This is a genomic window from Ensifer sp. SSB1, from assembly GCF_016652895.1.
Classification (GTDB): domain Bacteria; phylum Pseudomonadota; class Alphaproteobacteria; order Rhizobiales; family Rhizobiaceae; genus Ensifer.
The window spans coordinates 1-23322 of record NZ_JAEPRP010000114.1 but is presented as its reverse complement, the minus strand read 5'-3'; the positions used below and the strand labels follow the sequence as shown (position 1 = coordinate 23322).

General features: G+C 62.4%; 23 protein-coding genes, 1 tRNA gene and 1 pseudogene. 15 read left to right on the top strand and 10 right to left on the bottom strand.

Annotated features, from left to right (window positions below; genetic code table 11):
- The 3 genes and pseudogenes from I8N66_RS24595 to I8N66_RS24585 form a co-directional block, all read left to right on the top strand.
- Positions 1 to 324 (top strand): annotated as a pseudogene (locus I8N66_RS24595) (glutamine synthetase); the annotation flags it as partial.
- An 18-nt stretch (positions 325 to 342) separates the two neighbouring features.
- Positions 343 to 1161 carry an N-formylglutamate amidohydrolase gene (locus I8N66_RS24590; RefSeq protein ID WP_291159250.1) on the top strand — a complete coding sequence of 273 codons (819 nt, stop codon included), beginning with the start codon at positions 343 to 345 and terminating at the stop codon, positions 1159 to 1161.
- Entirely contained in the window at positions 1158 to 2468 is a 1311-nt protein-coding gene (locus tag I8N66_RS24585; protein WP_291159247.1) for an aspartate aminotransferase family protein, read from the top strand. The genes I8N66_RS24590 and I8N66_RS24585 overlap by 4 nt, the downstream gene beginning before the upstream one ends.
- 38 nt (positions 2469 to 2506) lie before the next feature.
- Here the strand turns inward: I8N66_RS24585 and I8N66_RS24580 are convergent, their stop codons facing one another.
- Both I8N66_RS24580 and hutC read right to left on the bottom strand, forming a co-directional pair.
- Positions 2507 to 5431 carry an aminotransferase gene (locus tag I8N66_RS24580; RefSeq protein ID WP_291159244.1) on the bottom strand — a complete coding sequence of 975 codons (2925 nt, stop codon included), beginning with the start codon at positions 5429 to 5431 and terminating at the stop codon, positions 2507 to 2509.
- Positions 5432 to 5546: 115 nt separating this feature from the next.
- A complete protein-coding gene (hutC, locus tag I8N66_RS24575; RefSeq protein ID WP_291159240.1) occupies positions 5547 to 6290 on the bottom strand; it encodes a histidine utilization repressor in 744 nt (247 codons plus the stop codon).
- 136 nt (positions 6291 to 6426) lie between these two features.
- Between hutC and hutF the strand changes: the two genes are divergently transcribed.
- The 6 genes from hutF (at position 6427) to I8N66_RS24545 (ending at position 12746) form a co-directional block, all read left to right on the top strand.
- On the top strand, positions 6427 to 7803 hold the full coding sequence (hutF, locus tag I8N66_RS24570; protein ID WP_291159238.1) for a formimidoylglutamate deiminase: 1377 nt from the start codon (positions 6427 to 6429) through the stop codon (positions 7801 to 7803).
- 36 nt (positions 7804 to 7839) lie between these two features.
- Positions 7840 to 8874, top strand: a complete 1035-nt coding sequence (locus I8N66_RS24565) for an ABC transporter substrate-binding protein (protein ID WP_291159236.1) — start codon at positions 7840 to 7842, stop codon at positions 8872 to 8874.
- A gap of 142 nt (positions 8875 to 9016) precedes the next feature.
- Positions 9017 to 9874, top strand: coding sequence for a proline/glycine betaine ABC transporter permease (locus I8N66_RS24560; protein WP_291159234.1), 858 nt, complete (start codon positions 9017 to 9019; stop codon positions 9872 to 9874).
- A complete protein-coding gene (locus I8N66_RS24555) occupies positions 9867 to 10694 on the top strand; it encodes a betaine/proline/choline family ABC transporter ATP-binding protein (RefSeq protein WP_291159231.1) in 828 nt (275 codons plus the stop codon). Before I8N66_RS24560 ends, I8N66_RS24555 begins: the two co-directional genes overlap by 8 nt.
- Positions 10687 to 12168 (top strand): histidine ammonia-lyase, encoded by a 1482-nt coding sequence (gene hutH, locus I8N66_RS24550; protein WP_291159228.1) that lies wholly within the window; start codon positions 10687 to 10689, stop codon positions 12166 to 12168. The genes I8N66_RS24555 and hutH overlap by 8 nt, the downstream gene beginning before the upstream one ends.
- Entirely contained in the window at positions 12165 to 12746 is a 582-nt protein-coding gene (locus I8N66_RS24545; protein WP_291159225.1) for a HutD family protein, read from the top strand. Before hutH ends, I8N66_RS24545 begins: the two co-directional genes overlap by 4 nt.
- A gap of 21 nt (positions 12747 to 12767) precedes the next feature.
- Here the strand turns inward: I8N66_RS24545 and I8N66_RS24540 are convergent, their stop codons facing one another.
- Complete coding sequence (locus I8N66_RS24540; protein ID WP_113538671.1) at positions 12768 to 13208, bottom strand: acetyltransferase; 441 nt, start codon at positions 13206 to 13208, stop codon at positions 12768 to 12770.
- A gap of 312 nt (positions 13209 to 13520) precedes the next feature.
- Here I8N66_RS24540 and I8N66_RS24535 point away from each other — a divergent pair, with 312 nt between their 5' ends.
- Positions 13521 to 13679: a hypothetical protein gene (locus I8N66_RS24535; protein WP_162768803.1), complete on the top strand. Its 159-nt coding sequence runs from the start codon at positions 13521 to 13523 to the stop codon at positions 13677 to 13679.
- Positions 13680 to 13764: 85 nt separating this feature from the next.
- Here I8N66_RS24535 and I8N66_RS24530 read toward each other — a convergent pair whose 3' ends face one another.
- Positions 13765 to 14703 (bottom strand): hypothetical protein, encoded by a 939-nt coding sequence (locus tag I8N66_RS24530; protein WP_291159220.1) that lies wholly within the window; start codon positions 14701 to 14703, stop codon positions 13765 to 13767.
- A 185-nt stretch (positions 14704 to 14888) separates the two neighbouring features.
- Between I8N66_RS24530 and I8N66_RS24525 the strand changes: the two genes are divergently transcribed.
- The gene (locus I8N66_RS24525; protein ID WP_291159218.1) at positions 14889 to 15254 is read left to right on the top strand and encodes a hypothetical protein; all 366 of its coding nucleotides are present in this window, start codon (positions 14889 to 14891) and stop codon (positions 15252 to 15254) included.
- 222 nt (positions 15255 to 15476) lie between these two features.
- On the opposite strand, the gene I8N66_RS24520 is transcribed toward I8N66_RS24525, so the two are convergent.
- The 3 genes from I8N66_RS24520 to I8N66_RS24510 form a co-directional block, all read right to left on the bottom strand.
- Positions 15477 to 15553, bottom strand: a tRNA-Met gene (locus tag I8N66_RS24520).
- Positions 15554 to 15688: 135 nt separating this feature from the next.
- The gene (gene mnmA / locus I8N66_RS24515; RefSeq protein WP_291159216.1) at positions 15689 to 16942 is read right to left on the bottom strand and encodes a tRNA 2-thiouridine(34) synthase MnmA; all 1254 of its coding nucleotides are present in this window, start codon (positions 16940 to 16942) and stop codon (positions 15689 to 15691) included.
- A gap of 190 nt (positions 16943 to 17132) precedes the next feature.
- Positions 17133 to 17882 (bottom strand): LuxR family transcriptional regulator, encoded by a 750-nt coding sequence (locus I8N66_RS24510; protein WP_113538668.1) that lies wholly within the window; start codon positions 17880 to 17882, stop codon positions 17133 to 17135.
- A 482-nt stretch (positions 17883 to 18364) separates the two neighbouring features.
- Between I8N66_RS24510 and I8N66_RS24505 the strand changes: the two genes are divergently transcribed.
- Complete coding sequence (locus I8N66_RS24505; protein WP_003527546.1) at positions 18365 to 18640, top strand: DUF1153 domain-containing protein; 276 nt, start codon at positions 18365 to 18367, stop codon at positions 18638 to 18640.
- A 203-nt stretch (positions 18641 to 18843) separates the two neighbouring features.
- Positions 18844 to 19125 carry a GNAT family N-acetyltransferase gene (locus tag I8N66_RS24500; protein ID WP_291159071.1) on the top strand — a complete coding sequence of 94 codons (282 nt, stop codon included), beginning with the start codon at positions 18844 to 18846 and terminating at the stop codon, positions 19123 to 19125.
- Positions 19126 to 19421: 296 nt separating this feature from the next.
- Here the strand turns inward: I8N66_RS24500 and I8N66_RS24495 are convergent, their stop codons facing one another.
- Complete coding sequence (locus tag I8N66_RS24495; protein WP_034806460.1) at positions 19422 to 19772, bottom strand: flagellar export protein FliJ; 351 nt, start codon at positions 19770 to 19772, stop codon at positions 19422 to 19424.
- A gap of 441 nt (positions 19773 to 20213) precedes the next feature.
- Here I8N66_RS24495 and ctrA point away from each other — a divergent pair, with 441 nt between their 5' ends.
- A complete protein-coding gene (gene ctrA, locus I8N66_RS24490) occupies positions 20214 to 20915 on the top strand; it encodes a response regulator transcription factor CtrA (RefSeq protein WP_025424706.1) in 702 nt (233 codons plus the stop codon).
- Positions 20916 to 21211: 296 nt separating this feature from the next.
- Here the strand turns inward: ctrA and I8N66_RS24485 are convergent, their stop codons facing one another.
- A complete protein-coding gene (locus I8N66_RS24485; RefSeq protein WP_113538666.1) occupies positions 21212 to 21574 on the bottom strand; it encodes a response regulator in 363 nt (120 codons plus the stop codon).
- Between the two features lie 259 nt (positions 21575 to 21833).
- Positions 21834 to 22478 (bottom strand): histidine phosphotransferase ChpT, encoded by a 645-nt coding sequence (gene chpT / locus I8N66_RS24480; protein ID WP_113538665.1) that lies wholly within the window; start codon positions 22476 to 22478, stop codon positions 21834 to 21836.
- Positions 22479 to 22754: 276 nt separating this feature from the next.
- Between chpT and I8N66_RS24475 the strand changes: the two genes are divergently transcribed.
- Positions 22755 to 23322 (top strand): EipA family protein (locus I8N66_RS24475; protein WP_291159053.1); only part of this gene is annotated, 568 nt, incomplete at its 3' end.

The following is a 23322-nucleotide window of genomic DNA, read 5'->3' as shown; positions in this document are numbered from 1 at the left end:
GACGCCTGCGCCAGCCCGCATCTGTCGCTGGCTGATCTCTTGAAGGCCGGCCTCGAAGGCATCAGGGCCGAGCTCGAACAGCCGCCCCTGATCAATTCCGACCCGTCCGATTTCTCGGCGGCAGAACAGGAGAAACTCGGCATCCGTCGCCTGCCCGCAAGCCTGCCGGAAGCGCTGGACACGCTTGCCGCCGATCCGGTCGTCACCGGTTGGTTCTCACGAGATTTCCTTGCCTGCTACGAGGCGATGAAGCGCAAGGAGATCGAGATCGTCGACGGGCTCTCGCCAGACGAACTCTGCGCCCGCTATGCGGCGGTCTACTGATTGACGGATGGGCAGCCCATGACCTCGACAACGGCCATCAAGAGCCTAGAGCCCGGCGCGCGACACGACCCGAGCGCACCGCTGCTGGCGATCGACGAACTGCCGCCTTATGCGGTCTTCAACCCGGACGGCACCTCGCCGATCCTGCTTCTGTGCGAACACGCAACAAACCGGATGCCACGCGCGCTCGGCGATATGGGGCTGCCGCTGCACGAGCGCCAGCGCCACATCGCCTGGGATATCGGCGCCATGGCGCTGGCTCAGCGCTTAAGCCTCAGCCTCGATGCACCATTGTTCTTCACCAACTACTCAAGGCTGGTGATCGACTGCAACCGGCCGCTTTCCGCCCCCTCGATGATCCCCGAGATCAGCGAGACGACGGAGATCCCCGCCAACCGAAGCTTAAGCGACGAAGAGCGGCAGCAGCGGATCGATACGCTGTTCACGCCGTTCGCTGAAGCGGTCAGCCGCCGTCTCGACCGGCTCGAGGGCGAAGGCAAGCGGCCCTTCGTCGTCGGCATCCACAGCTTCACGCCGGTCTATTTCGGCAAGCCGCGCCCCTGGCAGGCCGGCATCCTCTATCGTGACGCGGTCGATTTTGCCGGTTCACTGATCGGCGAGTTGGCCAGCGAAAGCCAGCTGACGATCGGCGACAACGAGCCCTACAACATCCATCCCGACGAGGATTATACCGTGCCGGTTCATGCCGACGCGCGCGGGCTGCCGGGCGTTCTGGTCGAGGTGCGCCACGATCTGATCGACACCGATGCAGGCGTCGCCGCCTGGGGCGAGCGCCTGACCCGCTGCCTGAAAGCCAGCATAGGGGAAGCCCGGTGACCCCACTCTACGACAGAGACCAAGCGGCAATCGCCAACCTGCAGAAGCTGCGCTTCTTCCCGCTTGCCGTGACCGGTGGCCGGGGCGCGAAGCTCACGGAGGAAAACGGGCATGAACTGATCGACCTCTCCGGCGCTTGGGGTGCGGCGAGCCTCGGCTATGGCCACCCGGCGCTGGTCGAGGCAATCTCCCGTGCGGCTGCAAATCCCGCCGGCGCCAGCGTTCTTTCTGCCGCCAACGGTCCGGCAACGGCGCTCGCGGAAAAACTGCTCGCGGCCTTTCCCGGGGCGGGCGACAACAAGGTCTGGTTCGGTCATTCCGGATCTGACGCCAACGAGGCCGTCTTCCGCGCTGTCACCAAGGCAACGGGTCGGTCAGGTGTCATCGCCTTTGTCGGCGCCTATCACGGTTGCACCATGGGTTCGATGGCCTTTTCCGGCCATAGTGTCCAGGCAGGTGCCGCCAAGGCCGACGGTCTGCTGTTACTCCCCTACCCCGATCCGTACCGGCCCTACCGCGAAGACCCGACGGGTGGCGCAATCCTCACCGAACTGCGCCAACACCTGGAATTGGCGCCCGAACAGTTCGCGGCCGCCTTCATCGAGCCGATCCAGTCCGACGGCGGCCTGATCGTGCCGCCAGCCGGATTCTTCAGAGCCTTTGCCGAGATCTGTCGTGAATACGGCGTGCTCGTCGTCTGCGACGAAGTGAAGGTCGGGCTTGGCCGCAGCGGCCGGCTGCATTGCTTCGAGCATGACGATTTCGTTCCCGACATCCTGACCATCGGCAAGGGGCTCGGCGGCGGCCTGCCGCTCTCGGCCGCCATCGGTCCGGCCAAGGTGCTCGATTGCGCAAACGCCTTCGCCATGCAGACGCTGCACGGCAACCCGATCTCTGCCGCCGCCGGCCTCGCGGTTCTCGAAACCATCGAGCGCGAGGGACTTGCGCAGGAAGCGGAGCGGAAGGGGCAACGGCTGCGTCAGGGCCTGCAGCGTCTTGCCGAGCGCCACCCTCTGATCGGCGACGTTCGCGGACGCGGGCTTGCCTGCGGGCTAGAGTTGATCACCGATCGGCAGAGCCGGACACCGGCTTCGCGGGAGACGGCCAAGCTCGTTTACCGCGCCTATGAACTCGGCCTCGTCGTCTACTACGTCGGCATGAACTCCAACGTCTTGGAGATGACGCCGCCGCTGACGATCACCGATCAGGACATCGACGCGGCGCTGGAGATCCTGGAGCAAGCCTTCGACGACGTCACCGCCGGTCGCGTTTCGGACACGGTGCTAGCGGACTTTGCCGGCTGGTAAGCCCTCGTCGGTGGCAGCAATGCCGCCGACGATGCCTTCTACCAGCCCTCTTCCAGCACCCGCGCCAGCATGTCGGCGAAGAAGTCGGCGCTCTCCAGGCTGAGGCAGAGCGGCGGCTTGATCTTCAACACATTCAGGTGGTCACCGGTCGGCTGCATGATGACGCCGAGATCGAGCAGGCGATCGCAGATCGCCGCCGTCTCCTCCGTCGCCGGCAACAGCGTTTCCCGGTCGCGCACGAATTCGACGCCGAGATAAAGCCCCATGCCGTGTACGGCGCCAATCAGCGGGAAGCGCTGCCCCAGCGCTTCGAGCCGGGCCTTGAGGTGACCGCCGACGACACGGGCATTCTCCGGAAGCCGCTCCTCCGTCAGGATATCGAGCACGGCCTGGCCGACGACGGAGCTTACGGGGCTGCCGCCCGAGGACGAGAAGAAGTACCCCTCCTTCTCCAGCGCGTCGGCGATCTCGCGGCGGGTGATGACGGCACCGAGCGGATGGCCGTTGCCCATGCCCTTGGCGACCGTGATGATATCGGGCACGACGCCCTGCTCTTCGAAGCCCCAGAAATAATCGCCGAGGCGGCCGTAGCCGACCTGCACCTCGTCGGCGATGCAAACGCCGCCACGTGCTCGTACCATGGCATAGACGGCGTCGAGATAACCTTTCGGCAGGGGGATGCCGCCGGCATTGCCGTAGACCGGTTCACAGATGAAGCCGGCGAGCCTCTCATCCTCAGCGTCCAGTTCGGTCAGCTTGGTGACGACGGAGCGGACATAGCTGTCCGTCGTATCGGCACCGCGGAACTCGCCGCGAGAGGTGTTGGGTGCGGTCACCGGATGCACCCAGGCCGGACGCGTCTCCAGCGCCTGCGGATTGTCTGCGATCGAGGTCGACACCGCATCGCTGGCGACCGTCCAACCGTGATAGGCCTCGAGTAGGCTCACGACATTGCGGGCGCCGGAATAGGCCCAGGCAAGCCGGAGTGCCAGGTCGTTTGCCTCCGAGCCGCTGTTGACCAGGAACACGGTATCGAGCCCCTCGGGCGCGAGCGCCGCGAGCCGCGTCGAGAACTCGGCGACGGACGCGTAGTGGAAGCGCGAATTGGTGTTGAGCAGCGACCATTGCCGACCCACGGCAGAGGCCAGGCGCGGATGTCCGTGGCCGAGGATCGTCACGTTGTTGACCATGTCGAGATAGCTGCGGCCCTCGACGTCGAAGAGATATTCCCTCCAGCCGCGTTCGATCTGCGGTGGTTTCAGGTAGTAGTTCTTCTGCGGCTTGGCGAAGTGCTGCTGCCGACGGCTCAGCAGCGCTTCGCTGTGCAGTTCCGGCGCATCGCATTCAAACCCGAGGACGCCGGTCGGCGACGGGCACAGGGCCTTCCAGGCCTCCGCCTGGTGCGGCATCACAAAAAGCGGCGGAACGAGACCATGCTCGCGGCAAAGCTGGACGCGGATCAGACCATAAGTCTGCTGCTCGCCCGATACGACGCCGAGCACTGCACCGGCTGCGGCGGTTTCCTCAATGTCGCCACCGGCTTCGACGCCTTCGAGGAACAGGCTCGCCTCGGCCCCTTCCAGAACCAACAGTCCATCCTGCCGGATGACGCGCCCCGCAAACGGGGCAACGATCTCGCGGCCCGCCTCCAGGCAGATGTCGACATGCAGCGCCAGCGTCGCGTCGGGCTTCGGCGACCTCAGTTGCGTTTCGGTCATCCGATATTCGCCATAGCGGGTGGTCGCGACACCGATCGCATGGGCGGCGTGCTGCAGCAGCGAGATCGGCAGTCCCTGGTGCTGCCAGCGTTCCTCAGGCAATAGCGGGCTGAGGATCGACAGGTCGATCTGGCGCACATCGGTCGGCCCAAGCCCCGGGATCAGGCTCTCTCCCGTGACAGACGTCGATGCAGGAGCGAGCCCAGTCGTGGCCAGGATCGCGTGCTCCATCAGTGCCGACGGAACCGAAGTCGCAACGTCGAAGATCTCCCGCTCATGCGCGGCGTTGCCCTCGACATAAGCGTTGTCAGGCTCACGGGAGAGCTGATGTTCGGAGCTCGCGACCAATACGGCGGCGCGGGCGACGATCAGCGGCCAGAGCGCCCTCAGTTCCACTTCGGTCAGCGGACACGCGGCATGAAACGCCTTGACCGCCGGCAGGATGAACCACGGATCGCCGTCGGCGTGATGCAGCAGCGAGGCGCAGGTCACGGCAAGTTCGGCAACCAGCCACCCCTTGAGGATATCGCCGAAATCGATCACCCCGTCCGGGATCGCCCGACCGGATGCATCAGGCTGGCTCACCACATTGTCGTCGGTCACATCGTGATGGATCGCCTGTATGCGCAGTTCCGCCGTGAGTGGCTGCAGACGCCGCATCGCGCCGACCATGATTTCGGCGATGCGCTTCTTGCGCTGCTGGTCCGGCATGTCGGCCAAGAGGTGAAGGACGACGGGACCGGCTCGGCGCAGGTCCCATTGCAGTTCGCGTTCAAGCCCGGGATGCTCGAAGTCCTGCAGCGCGGCGGCCAGCCGCCCGGCGAGCGCACCGAGCGCGGACACGGCTTCACGCGAGAGATGCTTGCGCCGGGTCAGCGGTTCGCCATCGAGAAAACTTAACAGGCGGATCCGGTAGTCCTGCTCGCGGACGGTCACGCTCTCGATCGCCTCGCCCTTGAGCGAAGACACGACTTCCGCAACGCGCGCCGACGTCAAGCGATCGGAAAGATGCTGCAAGGCCGCATTCTGCGCTTCCAGTTCGAGCGGTCCATATTCCGCGCGGCAGATTTTCAGCACATAGCGCTGCTCGCCGGTATCGATGCGATAGTTGCGGTCCTGCTGGCTGCCGAGTTCGCTGATCGTGCCTGACAGACCGTAGTGCTCGGCTAGCAACGCCCGCGCCTCTTCGGCACTGATATCGGGCCTGGCCAGCTCGGTGCGAAGCTTCAGCGCATCCTCAACCATGATCTCGTCATCCTCCCATTCGGCGGTCGATCCCCCGAATCGACCGGAATAATGTCGAGATTAGAGCGGGATGAGGAAAAGATGTGCGGTTTTTCTGCTGAAGCCCGATCCCGATCTACTGCGACATGCCCTCAAGGCGATAGCGGGTGCCGGGATAGAGCAGACGTGCCGTCGTCACATTGGCCGCCTCCGACCAGGTACGGCGCCGGATCATCAGACAGGGTTCGTTGCGGTCGATGCCGAGCAGCTTGCATTCCCACAGCTGCGGCGACACCGCCTCGACGATCTGTTCGGTGCGCGTGATCGGCGCGACCGCAGTGAGATAGGCATTCGGCGTCATCGTTCGGAAATCCTGCTCAAGATAACGCGGGCAGGTCGCCGGATTGACGAAACGATCCTCGATCTGGATCGGCAGGCCGTTTTCCGAATGCACCATGATCGAATGGAAGACGCGCGCGCCGGTGGCAAGGCCGAGCGCATATCCGATCTCCGGCGTCACCACCTCTTCCTGAAGGAGCGTCATCAGCGACGTGTGGGTATGGCCGCGCTCATGAATTTCGTCGGCGATGTTGCGGACTTCCAGAAGCGCGGTGCTGCCCTTGTGGGCCGCGACGAAGGAACCAACGCCCTGCACCCGCGTAATCGCGCCCTCGGTTGCCAGTTCTCTGAGCGCCCGATTGGCGGTCATGCGGCTGACGCCGAGGTCGGCGACGATTTCGTTTTCCGAGGGGATGCGATGATGGGCGGGCCACTCGCCGCTCTCGATACGGCTGCGGATGAACTGTTTCACCGCCTCGTAGCGCGGCACCGGACCATCCTCGAAGGCGGCCATATCGTTCCGTTTTCCCAGTGCCGCCATCGGTTCAAGCCCCGCCTTTCCAGAATGCCGAACAAATCATGCGCATTCGCCCAAGAATCTTTTCGTTCATTTCACGCTTGCGCGCCAGCGTAAAATATCTATAGTTCCATATACAACTACGTACAGGAAAATGCACATGGCTAGTTTTCCCGTCAACCGGATCTTTGCAGAACGGGCGCTCCTGCCCGGCGGCTGGGCCCAAAACGTCGCGATCTCGCTCGACCCATCGGGCCGGATTGCGACGGTCGAGACCGGCAGCACCGCCGCCAATGGCGACGAGCGTGCGGCCGGGCCGCTGATCCCGGCAATCGCCAACCTTCATTCCCACGCCTTCCAGCGCGCGATGGCCGGCCTTGCCGAAGTGGCGGGAAGCGGCGACGACAGCTTCTGGACCTGGCGTGAGGAAATGTATCGCACCGTCGGGCTGGTCAATCCTGACGACGTCGAGGCGATCGCCGCCAAGCTCTACATGGAAATGCTGAAGGGCGGTTTCGGCCACGTTGCCGAATTCCACTACCTGCACCACCAGGCAGATGGCACCCCCTATGCCGACCCGGCCGAGATGTCGCTGCGCATTCTCGCTGCCGCCCGCACGACCGGCATCGGTCTCACTCACCTGCCGGTTTTCTACGCCCACGCCAATTTCGGCGGCGTGGCGCCAAATGCCGGCCAGCGGCCGTTCCTGCATGATCCCGATCGCTTCCTGGCGCTGCTTGAGCGCCTCGATCCGCTCTGCCGCGAAGCCGACAACACGCTCGGCTACGCCATCCAGTCGCTGCGCGCAGCGACGCCCGAGGAGATGCGCATCATCCTCGATGCGGCACCCGTTGCCGGCCCGATCCACATCCATGTGGCCGAGCAGACCAAGGAAGTCGACGACAGCCTCGCCTGGAGCGGCCGCCGCCCGGTCGAGTGGCTGCTTGATGAAATGCCCGTCGACGAACGCTGGTGCGCAATCCACGCAACGCATCTGACGGAAACCGAACGGCAGCGTCTGGCCGGTTCCGGCGCGGTTGCCGGCCTCTGCCCCGCAACCGAGGCCAATCTCGGTGACGGCATTTTCCCGGCGGTCGATTTCATGGCCGAAGGCGGGGTCATCGGCGTCGGCACCGACAGCCATGTGGCGACCAGCGTCGCCGAGGAATTGCGCCTGCTCGAATACGGCCAGCGCCTGCGCGACCGCCGCCGCAATCGGCTGGCGACCGGCTCCGGCGCCTCGATCGGCCGAACCATTTTCGACGCGGCGCTCAAGGGCGGCGCCCAGGCGGCCGGTCAGAAGGTGGCCGGCATCACCGTCGGCGCGCGCGCCGATTTCGTCGTGCTTGACGGCAGCAATCCCTACATCGCCGCCGCCACCGACAACCAGATCCTCGACCGCTGGCTCTTTGCGCTCGGCGGCGAGACTGTCCGCGACGTCATGGTCGCGGGCGCGTGGAAGATCCGGAACGGACGCCACGACCGGGAGGACGATATCGACCGCGCCTTTGCGCGGGTGCTGATGAAACTGAAGTAATCGTCAAAGCCAAAAATCAAATCAGGGAACAGCTTAATGTCGATCAACAAACTGAAACTCACGCTAGCTGCAACCGGCCTCGTGTTTGCGGCCTCCACCGGCAGCGCCAGCGCGTCCTATTGCGGCGACGGCAAAACCGTCATGTTCGCCGGCATCGATTGGGAAAGCGGTGCGTTCATCACCGAAGTGATGAAGACCATTCTTTCCAAGGGCTATGATTGCCAGGTGGATTCGATCCCCGGCAACTCGGTGACGCTGGAACAGGCAACCGCCAACAACGACGTGCAGATCTTCGCCGAGGAATGGCTTGGCCGCTCCGACGTCTGGAACAAGGCGGTCGAGGAAAAGAAGGTGGTCGCGGTCGGCAAAACCTTCGTCGGCGCCAGCGAAGGCTGGTTCGTACCGGAATACGTCATCAAGGGAGACGCCGCCCGCAATCTCGAGGCCAAGGCGCCGGACCTGAAGAACGTCTCGCAGCTTTCCGATCCGAAGATCGTCGAGCTCTTCGCCGATCCGGAAGAGCCGAGCAAGGGCCGCTTCCTCAACTGCCCATCGGGCTGGACCTGCGAGGGCGTGAGCTCCGCCAAGCTCGAAGCCTACAAGCTCGGCGAAACCTATGTGAACTTCCGTCCGGGCACCGGCACGGCGCTCGATTCCGCCATCACATCGGCCTATCTCCAGGGCGAGCCGATCCTCTTCTACTATTGGTCGCCGACCGCGATCATGGGCAAGTTCAAGCTCGTGCAGCTCGAAGAGCCGGCCTATAGCGAAGAATGCTGGAAGGAGCTTTCGAGCGCCAACGGCAAGCGCGAACAGGGCTGCGCCTTCCCGTCGGTCGACGTTTCCTACGGCGTCAACAGCACCTTCGCTGAGGAAGCCCCTGAAATCATCGCCATCCTCGAAAAGGCGACCTTCCCGCTCGAAGCCGTCAACGGCAGCCTCGCCTACATGGCCGACAACAAGGTCGATGCGCCGGCAGCCGCCGCCGAGTTCCTGAAGACCAAGGCCGACGTCTGGGGCAAGTGGGTTTCGGACGAAGCCCGCGGCAAGATCGAAGCCAGCCTTAAATAATCGCGACACATCGCCGGCTCGGGCCTCGTCATCGCGTCCAAGCGACGCGTGAGCCTGAGCTGGCGGTTGGCCACAATACCCGAGGCAAGCGCCGTCGGTGGCTCACCATGTCCGCTGGCAGCCCGAGCAAGGAACGCGTCCGATGTTTCCGGATTCTCTCAATCTCTCCATTCGCGGGCCGGTGAACGATTTCATCCAGGCACTGGTCAGCGGCTATGGCTGGGTCTTCAAGGCGATCAGCGCCGTCATTCTGAAAGCCGTTCTGTTCATCGAATGGATCCTGCGCGGCCTGCCCTGGTGGGTCGTCATCCTCATTTTCATGGCACTCGCCTGGCAGAGCTCCAAGCGCTGGGGCCTGACGGTCGCCGTCGGCGTACTGCTGTTCTTCGTCGGCGTTCTCGGCCTCTGGGACCTGACGATGCAGACGCTGGCGCTAATGCTGATGGCAACGATCGTCTCGGTCGTCATCGGCGTGCCCATGGGCATCTTCGTCGCCAAGAGCCGGACCGCGCGCAGCATCACGCTACCGGTGCTCGACGTCATGCAGACGATGCCGAGCTTCGTCTACCTGATCCCGGCGCTGATGCTCTTCGGCCTCGGCAAGGTGCCGGCGATCCTCGCCACCATCATCTACGCCGTGCCGCCACTCATCCGCCTCACCGATCTCGGCATCCGCCAGGTCGACCATGAGGTGGTGGAAGCGGCGACCGCCTTTGGCGGCAGTCCCAACCAGATCCTCTTCGGCGTCGAGCTGCCACTCGCCACGCCGACAATCATGGCCGGCCTCAACCAGACGATCATGATGGCACTCTCGATGGTGGTCGTCGCGTCGATGATCGGCGCCCGCGGCCTCGGCGAGCAGGTGCTGAACGGCATCCAGACGCTCGATGTCGGCAAGGGGCTGGAAGCCGGCATCGGCATCGTCATTCTCGCGATCGTACTCGACCGCATCACGCAAGGCTTCGGCAAGAGCCGGACGGAGGATCCCCGCAATGGCTGATATCGAGATCCGCAACGTCTACAAGATCTTCGGGCAGGACGCGAAAGCCGCACTCGCCATGGCAAAAGAAGGGCTGAACAAGTCCGAGATTCTCGCCCGCTCCGGCTGCAGCATTGGCCTGAACAAAGTCAGTCTGACCATCGGCGCCGGCAAGATCTTCGTGATCATGGGCCTTTCCGGCTCCGGCAAGTCGACCCTGGTGCGCCACATCAACCGGCTGATCGAGCCGACCAGCGGCGAGGTCATGTTCGACGGCAGCAACATCCTGACGCTGGATGCCAAGGCGCTGCGCACCTTCCGCATGCACCGCGTCAGGATGGTGTTCCAGAGTTTCGCGCTGATGCCGCATCGCACCGTGCTGCAGAACGTCGTTTACGGCCAGCGCGTGCGCGGCCTGCCCAAGGCCGAGGCCCGCGACATCGGCATGAAATGGATCGAGACGGTCGGTCTTGCCGGCTACGACGCCAAGTTCCCGCACCAGCTCTCCGGCGGCATGAAGCAGCGCGTCGGCCTTGCCCGTGCGCTTGCCGCCGATACCGACGTGATCCTGATGGACGAGGCCTTCTCGGCCCTCGACCCCTTGATCCGCGCCGACATGCAGGACCAGTTGCTGCAATTGCAGCAGAACCTTTCAAAGACGATCGTCTTCATCACCCACGATCTCGACGAGGCGCTGCGCATCGGTTCGGAAATCGCCATCCTCAAGGACGGTCAGGTGGTGCAGGTCGGCACGCCGGACGATATTCTGCAACGGCCGGCCAACGATTATGTTGCCCGCTTCGTGCAACGCCGACAGGGACGACCGGAAGCCCATGAATGAGAATGTAACCCTCGATGCACCGTTGACCTGGAGGCAAATCGCGGCGGTCGCCAACGGCGCACCGCTCGCGCTTTCCGACGCAGCAAGGCAGCGCATCGTCCATGCCCGCCAGATCGTCGATGCGCTCGTTGCGCGCGGCATCCGCGGCTACGGCATCAACACCGGCGTCGGCGCGCTTTGCGACGTCGTCATCGACCGCGAGAACCAGCAGGCGCTGTCGCGCAACATCATCTTGAGCCACGCCTGCGGCGTCGGCTCGCCGCTCGCCCGGCCGGAGGCCCGCGCGGTGATGGCTGCCCAGATCGCCAACTTCGCCCACGGCTATTCCGGCGTGCGCGTCGAAACGGTCGAGGCACTGCTTGCGCTCCTGAACGCCAACCTCATTCCCGACATCCCCTCGCGCGGCTCCGTCGGGTACCTCACCCATGCGGCGGCGATCGGCCTCGTGCTGATCGGCCACGGCACCGTCGATGACGGCAAAAGCAAGATCGGCGGCGCCGAGGCGCTGGCGCGAGTCGGGCTAAAGCCGCTCACGCTTGAGGCCAAGGAAGGCCTGAGCCTCGTCAACGGCACGCCCTGCGCGACCGGACTTGCGGCGCTGGCGCTATCGCGCGCCGCCCGCCTGTTCGACTGGGCGGATGCGGCGGCCGCCATGACCTATGAAAACCTCGGCAGCCAGGCGAATGCCTTTGCCGCCGTCCCGCTGGCGCTCCGCCGCTCGAAGGGTCTCGAAGAGGTCGGAGCCTCGCTGCGCGATTTTCTCGCCGGCAGCCCGATGCTGGCAGAAACCGCCGGCACCCGCACGCAGGATCCCTTGAGCCTTCGCGCCGTGCCGCATGTGCATGGCGCTGCACGCGATGCGTTCGCCCAGGTCGCCGAAGTGGTCGATCGCGAACTTGCAAGCCTCACCGACAATCCGGCCGTGTCCGGCACGCCTGAGGCGCCGGAGGTGCATTCACAGGCGCACGCGGTGGGTGCTGCCCTTGGCCTTGCCATGGACAGCCTGGCGGTCGCCGTCGCCGAGGTCGCGGCCATTTCCGAGCGCCGGATCGACCGTCTGGTCAATCCGCTGGTAAGCCGCCTGCCGGCCTTTCTCGCCGGCGACAGCGGCGTTTCCTCCGGCTTCATGATCGCACAATATACGGCAGCTTCCCTTGCCGCCGAAAACCGGCGCCTGGCCGCACCCGCCAGCCTCGACGGCGGCATCACCTCGGCGCTGCAGGAGGATATCCTCACCCATGCGACACCGGCGGCCTGGAAGACGCTTGCGATCGCCGACAATCTCGAAACGATCCTCTCGATCGAACTGCTCGCCGCAGCGCAAGCCTACGATCTGCAGCCGAGAGGTCGCGCGGCGCGCACCGATACGCTCTACCAGCGCATCCGCTCGAAAATCCCTGCCTATGCCGACGACCGTCCACTGAACGGTGATTTCGCCTGCATGCGCACCTTGATCGAAGAAAGCACGCCATGAAGATTCTGCGCGCCAGCAACCACAAGCGCATGCCCTGGAAGAACGGCGGCGGCGAGACGGTGGAGATCGCCGTCTTTCCTGAGAGAGCTTCGCTCGGCGATTTCGACTGGCGTGTGAGCATGGCGACGGTCGCCACCGACGGCCCCTTCTCCAGTTTCCCCGGCATCGACCGTACGCTCTCGATCCTTGAGGGCAAGGGCATGCGGCTGATGATCGAGGGCCGCGAGCCGGTCTTGATGACCGGCGAGACGGCACCGCTCCCCTTCCCGGCCGACGTGGCAACCTCGGCGACGCTCGTCGACGGTCCGATCGTCGATCTCAATGTCATGACAAGGCGCGGCAAGCTCGCGCACTCGGTTCAGCGCCTGGCGATCGACCATCCGGAGACAACGGAAGTCGGCGCAGCAACGACTCTCCTGCTTTGCCATAGCGGTGCCGTGCGAGTGACCGCAGGCGAGACCACTGCCGACCTCGTAGCGGGCGACACGGCGGTGCTCACGGACGCAACCGCCGTCACCATCGAACCGGCGGCCTCCGCCGTCCTCTTCCTGATTACCATTGACAAGCCGGCCGTCTGATCGGGCGCCGGCTCTGTCGGCTCAGCCGCGCTTGAGATGCAGCAGCGGATAGGGCCGGCCCGCATCGTCGACAGGCGAACGCCCGACCACCTCAAAACCCATCCGCTGATAGAAACCGGCGCCCGACACATTCTGCTCGTTGACGTCGACCGTCAGCACCGGATGCAGGCTCATCGCATGCTCGATCAGCCGCCGGCCGACACCTGCGCCGCGCGCGTCGGCGTGGACGAAGAGCGAGTCGATCTGCGCCCCGCTCATGCCCATGAAACCGAGCGCCTGGTCATTTTCGTCCGCTGCAATCCAGAACTCGGCGGCCGGCAGATACTGGTCGCGCACCAGCACCTCGATTGCAGCAAAATCCTCCGGCGCCAGGAAATCATGGGTGGCGAGAACGGCGCTGCGCCAGATCTCGAAGGTGCGCGGAAAATCGTCGGGACGAGAGGGGCGAATGGAAATGGTCATGCAACAATCACTTTGGAAATGAGACGCCGATCGGAATCGCGGCACTTCAGGCTTGGCCGAAGCAGCGCGTGGGGCGCCAGAGGTGAGAATGTCCGAACCTGAATCCGGTCCGGCAACAAGCGCGCACCATAGTCGGGCGCGCGCCGATCGCAAGCCGTTTGGCCATTCGTGCTTTTGAGGCAACGCCGGTTAAGTTTTCGGTAACCATATCTCATGTTCCCCGGGGAACAGCACAATTGACGCCACACGATAGTCTGCATGTCACGGTTCTTAACCACACATCAACGAACGCAGGGACTGGAGGACAAGGACATGATCAAAACCGCTTTCGGCGTCAACGTCACCGTACTGGTCTTCTCGATCACCGTGATCGCCATCATGCACTTCGCCCTGTCCCAATATCGCGCAGCCGAAATCGCCAACATCGACCTGCCGGACTACACCACGATCACCTCATCGATCAGCAGATAATCTTTTCGTTTTCTCAGTTGGGCGTTCGTAAAGTCACGGCGAATGCGACGTTGCTGCCATGAGCGACCGTCCCGGTCGGTGTCGTTTACATTCCGCCAACACAATCCCAGAGCCTTGCAACCGCAGCTGGCGCGCCTTTCAGGTCGACCTTGACCTCAGCGTCACCGACGCGGAGCATGAGTTGGACGCTTTGCTCGATTAGCGCCTGGAAGCCATCCTCCTCACCCCCGCCGCGCGCGACCAGTTGCTGCGGCGTGAGAATTACGACGCTGACTGCGGGATACGGCTTGCCATCGAAAAGCAATTCGGCACTCGGAGGCGTCTCGGTCTTGAACGACCAGGCGTCGTTGTAGAATCCAAGATCAAATGCCCCGTTGACGTTCGCATAGACCATGAAGGTGGTTGCGCCATCGGTGTCTCGCGACAGCACGCAGCCATTCGCGCTGTCGCCCTTCAGGCGCGAACCACTCCAAACGCCGAACTTAAAAGCGCGATCCGTGGCGTCCTTGGCAGTCTCCTCGATCCCATAGTTGAGGACGTTCGGCGGCGTACCATCCGTCCTAAATTGCAGGACGTAGGCACCTTTCTCGGCGTCAGAACCTTCGCATTTGGTCACCGCCGGTCCTTTGAACGGATTTTCATAGAAACAGGAACCGGTCACGTCTTTCGAGCTTATAGGTCCGCCATCCTTGCCGCCGTTCACGATGACCTTGTCGACACTCTGCAGCTGGCTATCGGCGTCCGGCTTCTCGCCTTCGATGCCGCTAAAGGTGATGGCGCCGCCGGAGCCGATATTCACTGTGAAGCCCGTCCGGCCGGTGCGGTAAATCGACTGGATCAGCCGCCCCTCGCACGTGTTCGTCATATCTTCGCCAGCGACGACCAAGCGTTCGCAGGTGCCAGTCACCATCGCCACGCCATTCAGATCACCCATCCCTTGCGCGGCAGCCGGCACACTGACAAGGCTGCCCATCGTCATGGTTGCAGCCAGCAGGCCAAAGCAGAGGATCGACGTCGCACGCATTCTTGTCTCCACAAATCGCCCGAATATCCTAGGTTGCAATCAACCTACAAAGCCAGCGACTGGTCCGCCAGTGGCGTCGTCACCTGTATGAAGTGGATTGGGCGATGGATTATGATACGGAACGCTGATCGGTGAACCAGCGCTTGGAACAAGCGCGAGAAGAACGTGCAGAAAGGCCCAGACAAATGACGGACCCGCAAAACGAGCTGAAGCTCAGTGCCTTCAAGTTCCACGAACAGGCGGTCCGCGCATTCGTCGGTGGCAAACAGCTGACACTCGATGCCCTCGAACTCGGCGGCGAAATCCTGGTCGTGCTGACGTGGCTCGGAAACGCCGAACGAGGCCTGCGCAAGCCGGAATATGTCCTGCCCTTGAGCGCCGTGACACACCAGGACCTGCGCAACGATCTGGACGCAAAATACAAATGGGCCATCGCCACGCCGCTGCCCCAATCGCTTTTCGACGGCACCGCATCACGGCCGTTCAGGAGGCAGTTCGGGGTCAAGAGCGGGCCGGCACTGACATTGCCGCTGACGCCGACGAAGCATTGAGGCTGGAGGCCCCTGCCAACAGGGGCCTTTGCATTTTTGAAATGCTCTTGCCGCAGTGCGGTAGCCACTCGCCTTTCACCTTGTCTGGCGAATGTCGGCAAGCTGCATCAGCGATAGGAAGAGAGGGCATAGCAAACCGCGGGCGCGCCGGTCTGTGAGGAAGCGCCACTATAAAAGTACGTATTCCGGAAGCCCAGTTGCTGCACGTAAACTTAGAAGAAATGGTAGCGGAGGAGGGATTCGAACCCCCGACACAAGGATTATGATTCCTCTGCTCTAACCTACTGAGCTACTCCGCCGGGTACCGCGTCAGCGCTTCGAAGTGGAAGCCGTCTTGACTGGACGGGCGGCTTATACGGCCCGCTTCCGGCCAGTGTCAAGCCAAGTCTCCGGGAAAATGTGAAGTTTTCACAACAGCCCGGAAATCAAGGGCTTCAGGCGGCTGCCTGCGCCGAAAGCAGCGCCTTCAGAGCGGCTTCTGCGCTTGCTTCACGCTCCGATTTGCGAATGAACCCGCCGCCATAGACGCGCGCGTCCTCGCCGACGCCGGAATAAAGCGCGCAGGCCTGACCGGGCGCGATGCCGGCTTCGCCTTCGGCGAGCTCCACATAGATGCCCTCGTCGTCCATCGCGAGGACGGCCGGCGCCGGCTGGCGCGTGGAGCGCACCTTGGCGAAACACTCAAAGCCACATGCGGCTGCCGCCTCGACGTCTTCATCGCCGAGCCAGTTGACGTCGCGCAGATAGACGCGGCGCGTTTCCAGCGCTTCCTTGGGGCCGACGATGACGCGGCGCGAGCGCGCGTCGAGATAGACGACATAGAGCGGCTCGCCGGTCGCGACGCCGATGCCGCGGCGCTGACCGATGGTGTAGTGCAGGATGCCCTCATGCCTGCCGAGCACGCGGCCGTCGAGATGCACGATCTCGCCGGAGAGTGCGGCATTCGGCTTCAGCTTCGAGACGATGTCGCTGTACTTGCCCTGGGGCACGAAACAGATGTCCTGGCTGTCGGCCTTCTGGGCGACGACGAGGCCCATCTCTTCGGCGAGCTTGCGTGTCTCGGCCTTGGAGAGATGACCGAGCGGAAAGCGCAGATAGTCGATCTGCTCCTGCGTCGTCGCAAAGAGGAAATAGCTCTGGTCGCGGTCGGCATCCGTCGGGCGGTAGAGCGCCCGCTGGCCGGCGTAGCGCGGGTTCGGGCTCGGGCGCGAGCGGATATAGTGGCCGGTCGCCAGCGCGTCGGCGCCGAGCTCCTTGGCGGTCGCCAGGAGATCGGCAAACTTGACGGTCTGGTTGCAGGCGACGCAGGGGATTGGCGTCTCGCCAGCGATGTAGCTTTCGGCGAAGGGATTGATCACCGTTTCGCGGAAGCGCGCTTCGTAGTCGAGCACATAGTGGGGGATACCGAGCGTTTCGCAGACGCGGCGGGCATCGTCGATGTCCTGGCCGGCGCAGCAGGAGCCGGCACGATGGACGGCGGCGCCATGATCATAGAGCTGCAGCGTGATGCCGAGAACGTCGTAGCCCTCGCGTTTGAGCAAGCCAGCGACGACAGAACTGTCGACGCCGCCGGACATGGCAACAACGACACGCGTATCTTCGGGCTTGCGGTCAAAATCGAGACTGTTCACGGGATCCAATCCGGCCTTCGGGCGGCAACCTTGCGCCTGCCCTGTTTCACGCTTCATGCGATGCTTGGCCGAAAAACCCTCGGCTCACGGCATGCTCGGCTCTACGGCACCGCGCATCCTATGAGACGCGCAAAGGCAGCCGTAGCACTTTCATTCCCGCGACATATAGAAACTTGTCCGTCCGGCGGCAAGGCCGGCCGCCAAACCGGCGAAGCCGCGCGTCCTAAAGACGCGCCACGTTTCGGCGTCAGATCAGCTTCAGCCGCATGGCGCGGGCGATCGCCTGCATGCGGTTGACCGCATCGAGCTTGCGCGTCGCGCTCTTGAAATAGCTGCTGACCGTATAGGTCGAAATGCCCAGGATGATGGCGATCTCGTCACTGCTCTTGCCGGCCGCTGCCCAGCGCAAGCATTCGACCTCGCGGCTCGACAGTTTCTCTCGTGCCGAACTGCCGGTGTCGAACGTGCGTTCCAGGCATTCGAAAAGCTGGACCAGTGTCAGATAGAGCGTCGCGCATTCGACACCCACCGGGGCCTCGCGCCGGCCTGACAGCATGGCTATGAAGGGATCGCCATTGCTGGTGTGCAGGAGCACGGCGAAGTGACGTGCCATCTCCGGGTGGGCGTGCAGCCGGTGCACCATCGCCTCGTCCACGGGCTTTGCGGCGACGTCCAGAAGTTCGGGCCCGCCGGTCACCGGCAGCTTCGTAAACCGCAGCCGCTCGACCAGCGTGCTCGACTGGAAGGTTTCGCAGGCATCGTATTGGCGCACCAGCTCCGACGGCCAGTTGCTGAGCACCAGCCGCTCGGAAAAGCGCTGCTGTTCGGCAAGCGGCATGCGCGCGATCATGAAATGACCAAAGCCATAGCGGGCGATCAGCCGCCGCATGAGATGCAGAAGTTCGTATTCGGTGCGGACGGCAGCCGTATCGACGTCCGAGAAAATGTCCGCCGTTTCAGCCTCGCGCAGCAAGGCCGGTTCGTTCGATTCCTTCATCTGCGATCACCACATCCCCAGGCGCCACCGCGCCCGGTCGAGAGAATACAAAAACGCCTCAGATCTCCTGAAGCATGAACTTCACCCCGGCAAACGAAATACAGCCGCCGCTACCGGCCTGTCCGCGCAAGAAACGCGTCCGGTTGTGAAAACTATGACGATGCACCAAGAATGATTGCGGGAGCGCACATACGACGCTCATCCTTATTTCAGCGCCTCGTTACCAAAAATTTTAGTTAAAGTGAAATGTGGTAATTGCATGGCTCCCATGACAATTCCGGGATAATCCAGGCTCTTCTCAAAGCAATTCACAAGGATAGGCGCACACAGCCCCGTGAATTGACCCGGGGCGGATCATCGATATGGCGCCTCGCCGAAGTGTCTCAAATTATGAGCAAATTGTTACTTGCTGCTTAGGCAAATGTTAAATGTGGCAGGCTAAGGTCACGGTCATATGGTCTTGAGTTTGTGTAGAGAGTCCCATGACCGAAATGATGCGACCACGCGTAAAATATGTCATCGGCCCCGATGGCAGCCCTCTGACGATTGCGGATCTGCCGCCGGCCAATACCCGGCGCTGGGTGATCCGCCGCAAGGCAGAGGTTGTTGCCGCCGTGCGCGGTGGCCTGTTGAGCCTTGAGGAGGCGTGCGAACGCTATACCCTCACGGTGGAAGAATTCCTGTCCTGGCAGTCCTCGATCAACGATCATGGTCTTGCCGGACTGCGCACCACTCGCATCCAGCAGTATCGCCACTAGTTCGCCCATTACAGGGCCATAGGTCGAGCGGCGGCTTCGGATTCCCCGGAGCCGCCGCCGTCGTTTTGCGTTCTGCGGCTGCTCGGATTGGTGCTTTTTCGGGAACAGTCTGTGTTTCCGGGATACCAGGTAGACGGATTCCGATTTCCGGAAATCTGCGCTAGCTTCCAGACAAAGAAACTGGTTCGCCAAGGAAGGCTGTCATGGAAATCGTACTCGAGGAAACTGGATCGCACGGCCGCTACTCGACCGTGGTCGAGGGGCACACCGGGGAAATGACCTATTCGCGGACGTCTCCCCAATTGATCATTGTCGATCACACCCTCGTTCCGGACGCCCTGCGCGGCAAGGGTGTCGGCCAGGCGCTTGCCAGACATGCGATCGAAGAAGCCCGCAAAGGCGGCTGGAAGATCATCCCGCTCTGCCCGTTCATGAAGGCGCAGGCGGTGCGGCACCCCGAATGGCAGGACGTCATCCAGGGATGAGACGCGACTGAGATCCGGCCTGTCCCGATCTTCACAAATTCAAACCGATCTCAAAATGAGAAGACCCGCCCGAACGCCATGGCGTCGGGCGGGTCTCATTGTCTTGTCACGATCGTGCCGGATCGGGTCATGCCAAACGCATGACCCGACAAGGCTGGAAATATCATCCCCGAAACCGGCAACCAGCCGGACCAGCCCACAAATCCCCCAGACCGGAACCGACCTGGGGTCAAACCGTCCGTTGGATCAAGGCGTTGCGGCTCCGCTGCGCCCGATCGAGGCGCAAGAGCCGCAGCTTATGCCCGCAGGCGGGTCGATGTGTCCCGCTCTTCGAGGGCCGCCGCCTTCGCGTATTCAGCCTGCACTTCTTCGAGCGCGAGTTCGGCAGCATCCTGCTGCGTCTTCAGTTCGCGAATGGAAACCTGAAGATTGTCGGCTCTCTGACGTGCGGCCTTGGCGAAGGTGGGATAGGCGAAGTGCTGGGGATCGGAGATACCCGACTTCTTTTCCTCGAAAATAATCTGATTTTCCAGATCCTTGGTCATCCGTTCGAACTCAGCCATCATCATCTGAAGCTGGTTCAGCTGACGCTGCTTCTCGCGGACCTGAAACTCCTTCAGGCGGACAAGGCTCTCACGTGCTTTCATACGCAATACTCCCGTGGATAACGAGACCCCGGTTACTGATTTGCCCCCAAGCCGGCCCGAACAGGACCGGAAACGAAAAATCTTCAGCGATATTAACAAAAGCCTACCGCTGGTAACCTTTCGTTTACGGGCATCGTTAATCATAGGCGTGATGATTTAAGGCTCCGTAAATGCTGAGGCACGAAATGTGACCGCCCTGGCATTAACGAGTCGGAAGAGTCAGATAGCGGCATTTCCTCATGTTTCACATGAGATTAACCGTTCGGGATTCACGTTTGAAATCAGGAGACTGCTAAAAATATTTAACAATCTCGATACACCTTGCCAGGGGGAATCAGAATTTGTTAACCATTTGGTGGCAGCCTCCAAATCAGGCAACGACTGGATCCGTATCGCGTAAGGGTGCCACGACGACCTTGGGCGGCGGAAAAGGGGAAGAATATGCGGGTTCTATTAATTGAAGACGACAGTGCAACGGCTCAGAGCATTGAGCTGATGCTCAAGTCCGAGAGTTTTAACGTCTACACCACCGATCTCGGTGAAGAAGGCGTCGATCTCGGCAAACTTTATGACTATGACATCATCCTTCTCGACCTCAACCTGCCGGATATGTCCGGCTATGAAGTCTTGAGAACGCTGCGTCTTTCCAAGGTGAAGACCCCGATCCTGATTCTTTCCGGCATGGCCGGCATCGAAGACAAGGTCCGCGGCCTGGGCTTTGGCGCCGACGACTACATGACCAAGCCCTTCCACAAGGATGAGCTGGTTGCCCGTATTCACGCCATCGTCCGTCGTTCCAAGGGTCACGCCCAGTCGGTCATCTCCACCGGCGAGCTGATCGTCAACCTGGATGCCAAGACGGTCGAAGTCGGCGGACAACGCGTCCACCTGACCGGCAAGGAATACCAGATGCTCGAGCTGCTTTCGCTGCGCAAGGGCACGACGCTGACCAAGGAAATGTTCCTGAACCACCTCTATGGCGGCATGGACGAGCCGGAATTGAAGATCATCGACGTCTTCATCTGCAAGCTCCGCAAGAAGCTTGCAAACGCTGCCGGCGGCGCCAACTACATCGAGACCGTCTGGGGCCGCGGCTACGTGCTGCGCGAGCCGGATGGTGCCGAGTACGCCGAAACTGCCTGATTTCCCGCCAGGGCTTGCACCGACCCCCGCATGATGCGGGCCCGACAATTGAGATTTTCACAGGACCCGCCGATTGAGGCGGGTTTTGTTTTTGGACGATCCGGTCGCGCGGCGCAGCTTCGCAGCAGCGCTCATCGAGCCTGCAAGGCCTCGGCCGCCAGCAAATCTCCCCTCCTCTCTCCTGTCGCACCCAACGTCGCTCGACGCCTGGCCTGGGTTGGCGGTACCAGACAACAAAAAAGCCGCGGCACAGGCCACGGCTTCGTATCATTTCGAAAGATCTTGGTTAAGGCGGCTCAGGCCGCCATCGACTGGCTGGCGAAAACGCTGGTCAGGATCTTGCGGTCGAAAGGCTTCAGCAGGAAGTCGTCGGCGCCTGCCCGCTTGCCGGCCATCATCTTCTTGAGATCCGCCTCGACGACACAGTAATAGATCCGAACCGCCGGACCGTTCGGAAGCCGTCGGATGTTGCCGATGAGTTCGAGCGCGCCATCCAACCCGGCGTCAATGATCAGGATATTCGGGAGCTCTGCTTCGCAGCGGACAAGCGCCTCGAGGCTGTTCGATGCCTCGTAAACCATGAAGCCCATGCCGGACAGGATACGTTTCCCAACTTTCCTGACCACATCCGAGCCGTCGGCAATCATCAAGCGCCGCATGTCCAACTCCCTTCGCAACTTACCTATACGCGTACTCGCAGGCTGGAAACAACTCTATACAAATTTGGGAAAGAATTCGTTACGGAGCTTGCTTAACTGCCCCTTTCTTTTCCAACCCAACCATCTGAAAACATTAATTTTTCCAGAACTGGACGCAAGCAATGAGAAGCGCGGCGCACGCAGGCGGCCCCACGGGAGGGCGCAGGGTCGCACATTTTCAGGGCCTGGAACGAAGTGCTTTCAGTCGAAAAATGAAACCTCAGGCTGCAACGCGAGTGGTGAAGATGATTTCTTCACCGGTCGATGCAACCTCAATCGTCATGCCGGCTTCCTCGCCGAGCAGCACGGTGTAATACGGTTGGATCGAATGCGCATCGACCGCTTCTTCCGGCGTGCCGGACAGGAGTTCCGTCAGTCTCGGCGGCACGCGCATCATGCGACCCTTCGCGACCAGGGTGAAGACAGCGTCGAGTTCCGGGTTCTCGAGCGTCACGTCGATCGAACCGCCGCGCGGGATCGCGCCGTAGGCGATGAGGAAGAGGTTCAGCAGCAGCTTGACCCGGTTCTTGGCGATGATCGCGCGCGGGCCGTGCCAGTTGACCTCGGTCTTCTTCTCGGCAGCCGCAAAATCCTTGGCGGCTTTTTCCGCTTCGCCGGTGTCGATCGACGCGCCAACCGAGCCGGAGGCACCGAAAGCGAGACGGGCGAACTTCAGGCGAACCGATGCGTTGAGCGCACTTGTCCGGATCAGGTCCATCGCATCCGCGTCGGCGCCGCCTTCATCAAGCAGTTCCAGGCCGTTGTTGATGGCACCAACCGGCGAGATGATGTCGTGGCAAACCCGGCTGCACAGAAGCGCGGCCAGATCGGGTCCCGTCAATGTCAGGTTCGGATTCGTTGCCATCGTGTATCCTTATTGGTTCCGCCGGCCCACCGCTTGGGGGCACGCGCCATCGTGACGCCGGTAAAGCCTCACGCGAAAAGACGCAAGTCATGGGCTGCCCGGCGCAGCCGTTCATCAGTGGATCATAATGACACCACATTTGGTAAACCGATTGTTAAGACCATCGGTTCAAATTGCATGGAATTGGTCCAGACCCTTCACTGGCCGCACAGTGATCTGACTGGCGGCCGCTGCAAACCCGCAAGCGAGCAATTTTCGCGCCTGACGGAGGAAACGATGCATCAGATCATGAAGGCAGCCACGCAGGCTTGCCGTGTTGTCCTGGCCACGGTGTTCCTGGTCGCTGCTGCCCAAACGACGGCGCATGCCCAGTCCGCGAACAACAGCCAATATACGATGCAGGAAATCGTCGACGCCGGCCACGGATTCTTCGGCGAAACCTCGGGCGGTCTGGCGAAGGTCGTCGAACGCGCCTTCGAGCGTTACGGCCTGCCCAACGGCTACATTCTCGGGCAGGAAGGCTCAGGCGCATTCATCGCCGGCCTCACCTACGGCGAAGGCGAGCTCAACACCAAGAACGCCGGCCAGCACAGCGTCTTCTGGCAGGGTCCGTCGCTCGGTATCGACTGGGGCGGCCAAGGCAGCCGCGCCATGATGCTGGTCTACAATCTGCCGAGCGTACCGGCCCTCTACAAGCGCTTCGGCGGTGTCTCCGGTTCGGCCTACGTCGTCGCCGGCGTCGGCATGACGGTTCTGACCGACGAGCAGATCGTCGTCGTTCCGATCCGCACCGGTATCGGCGCACGGCTCGGCGTCAACGTCGGTTACCTCAAGATGACCCAGA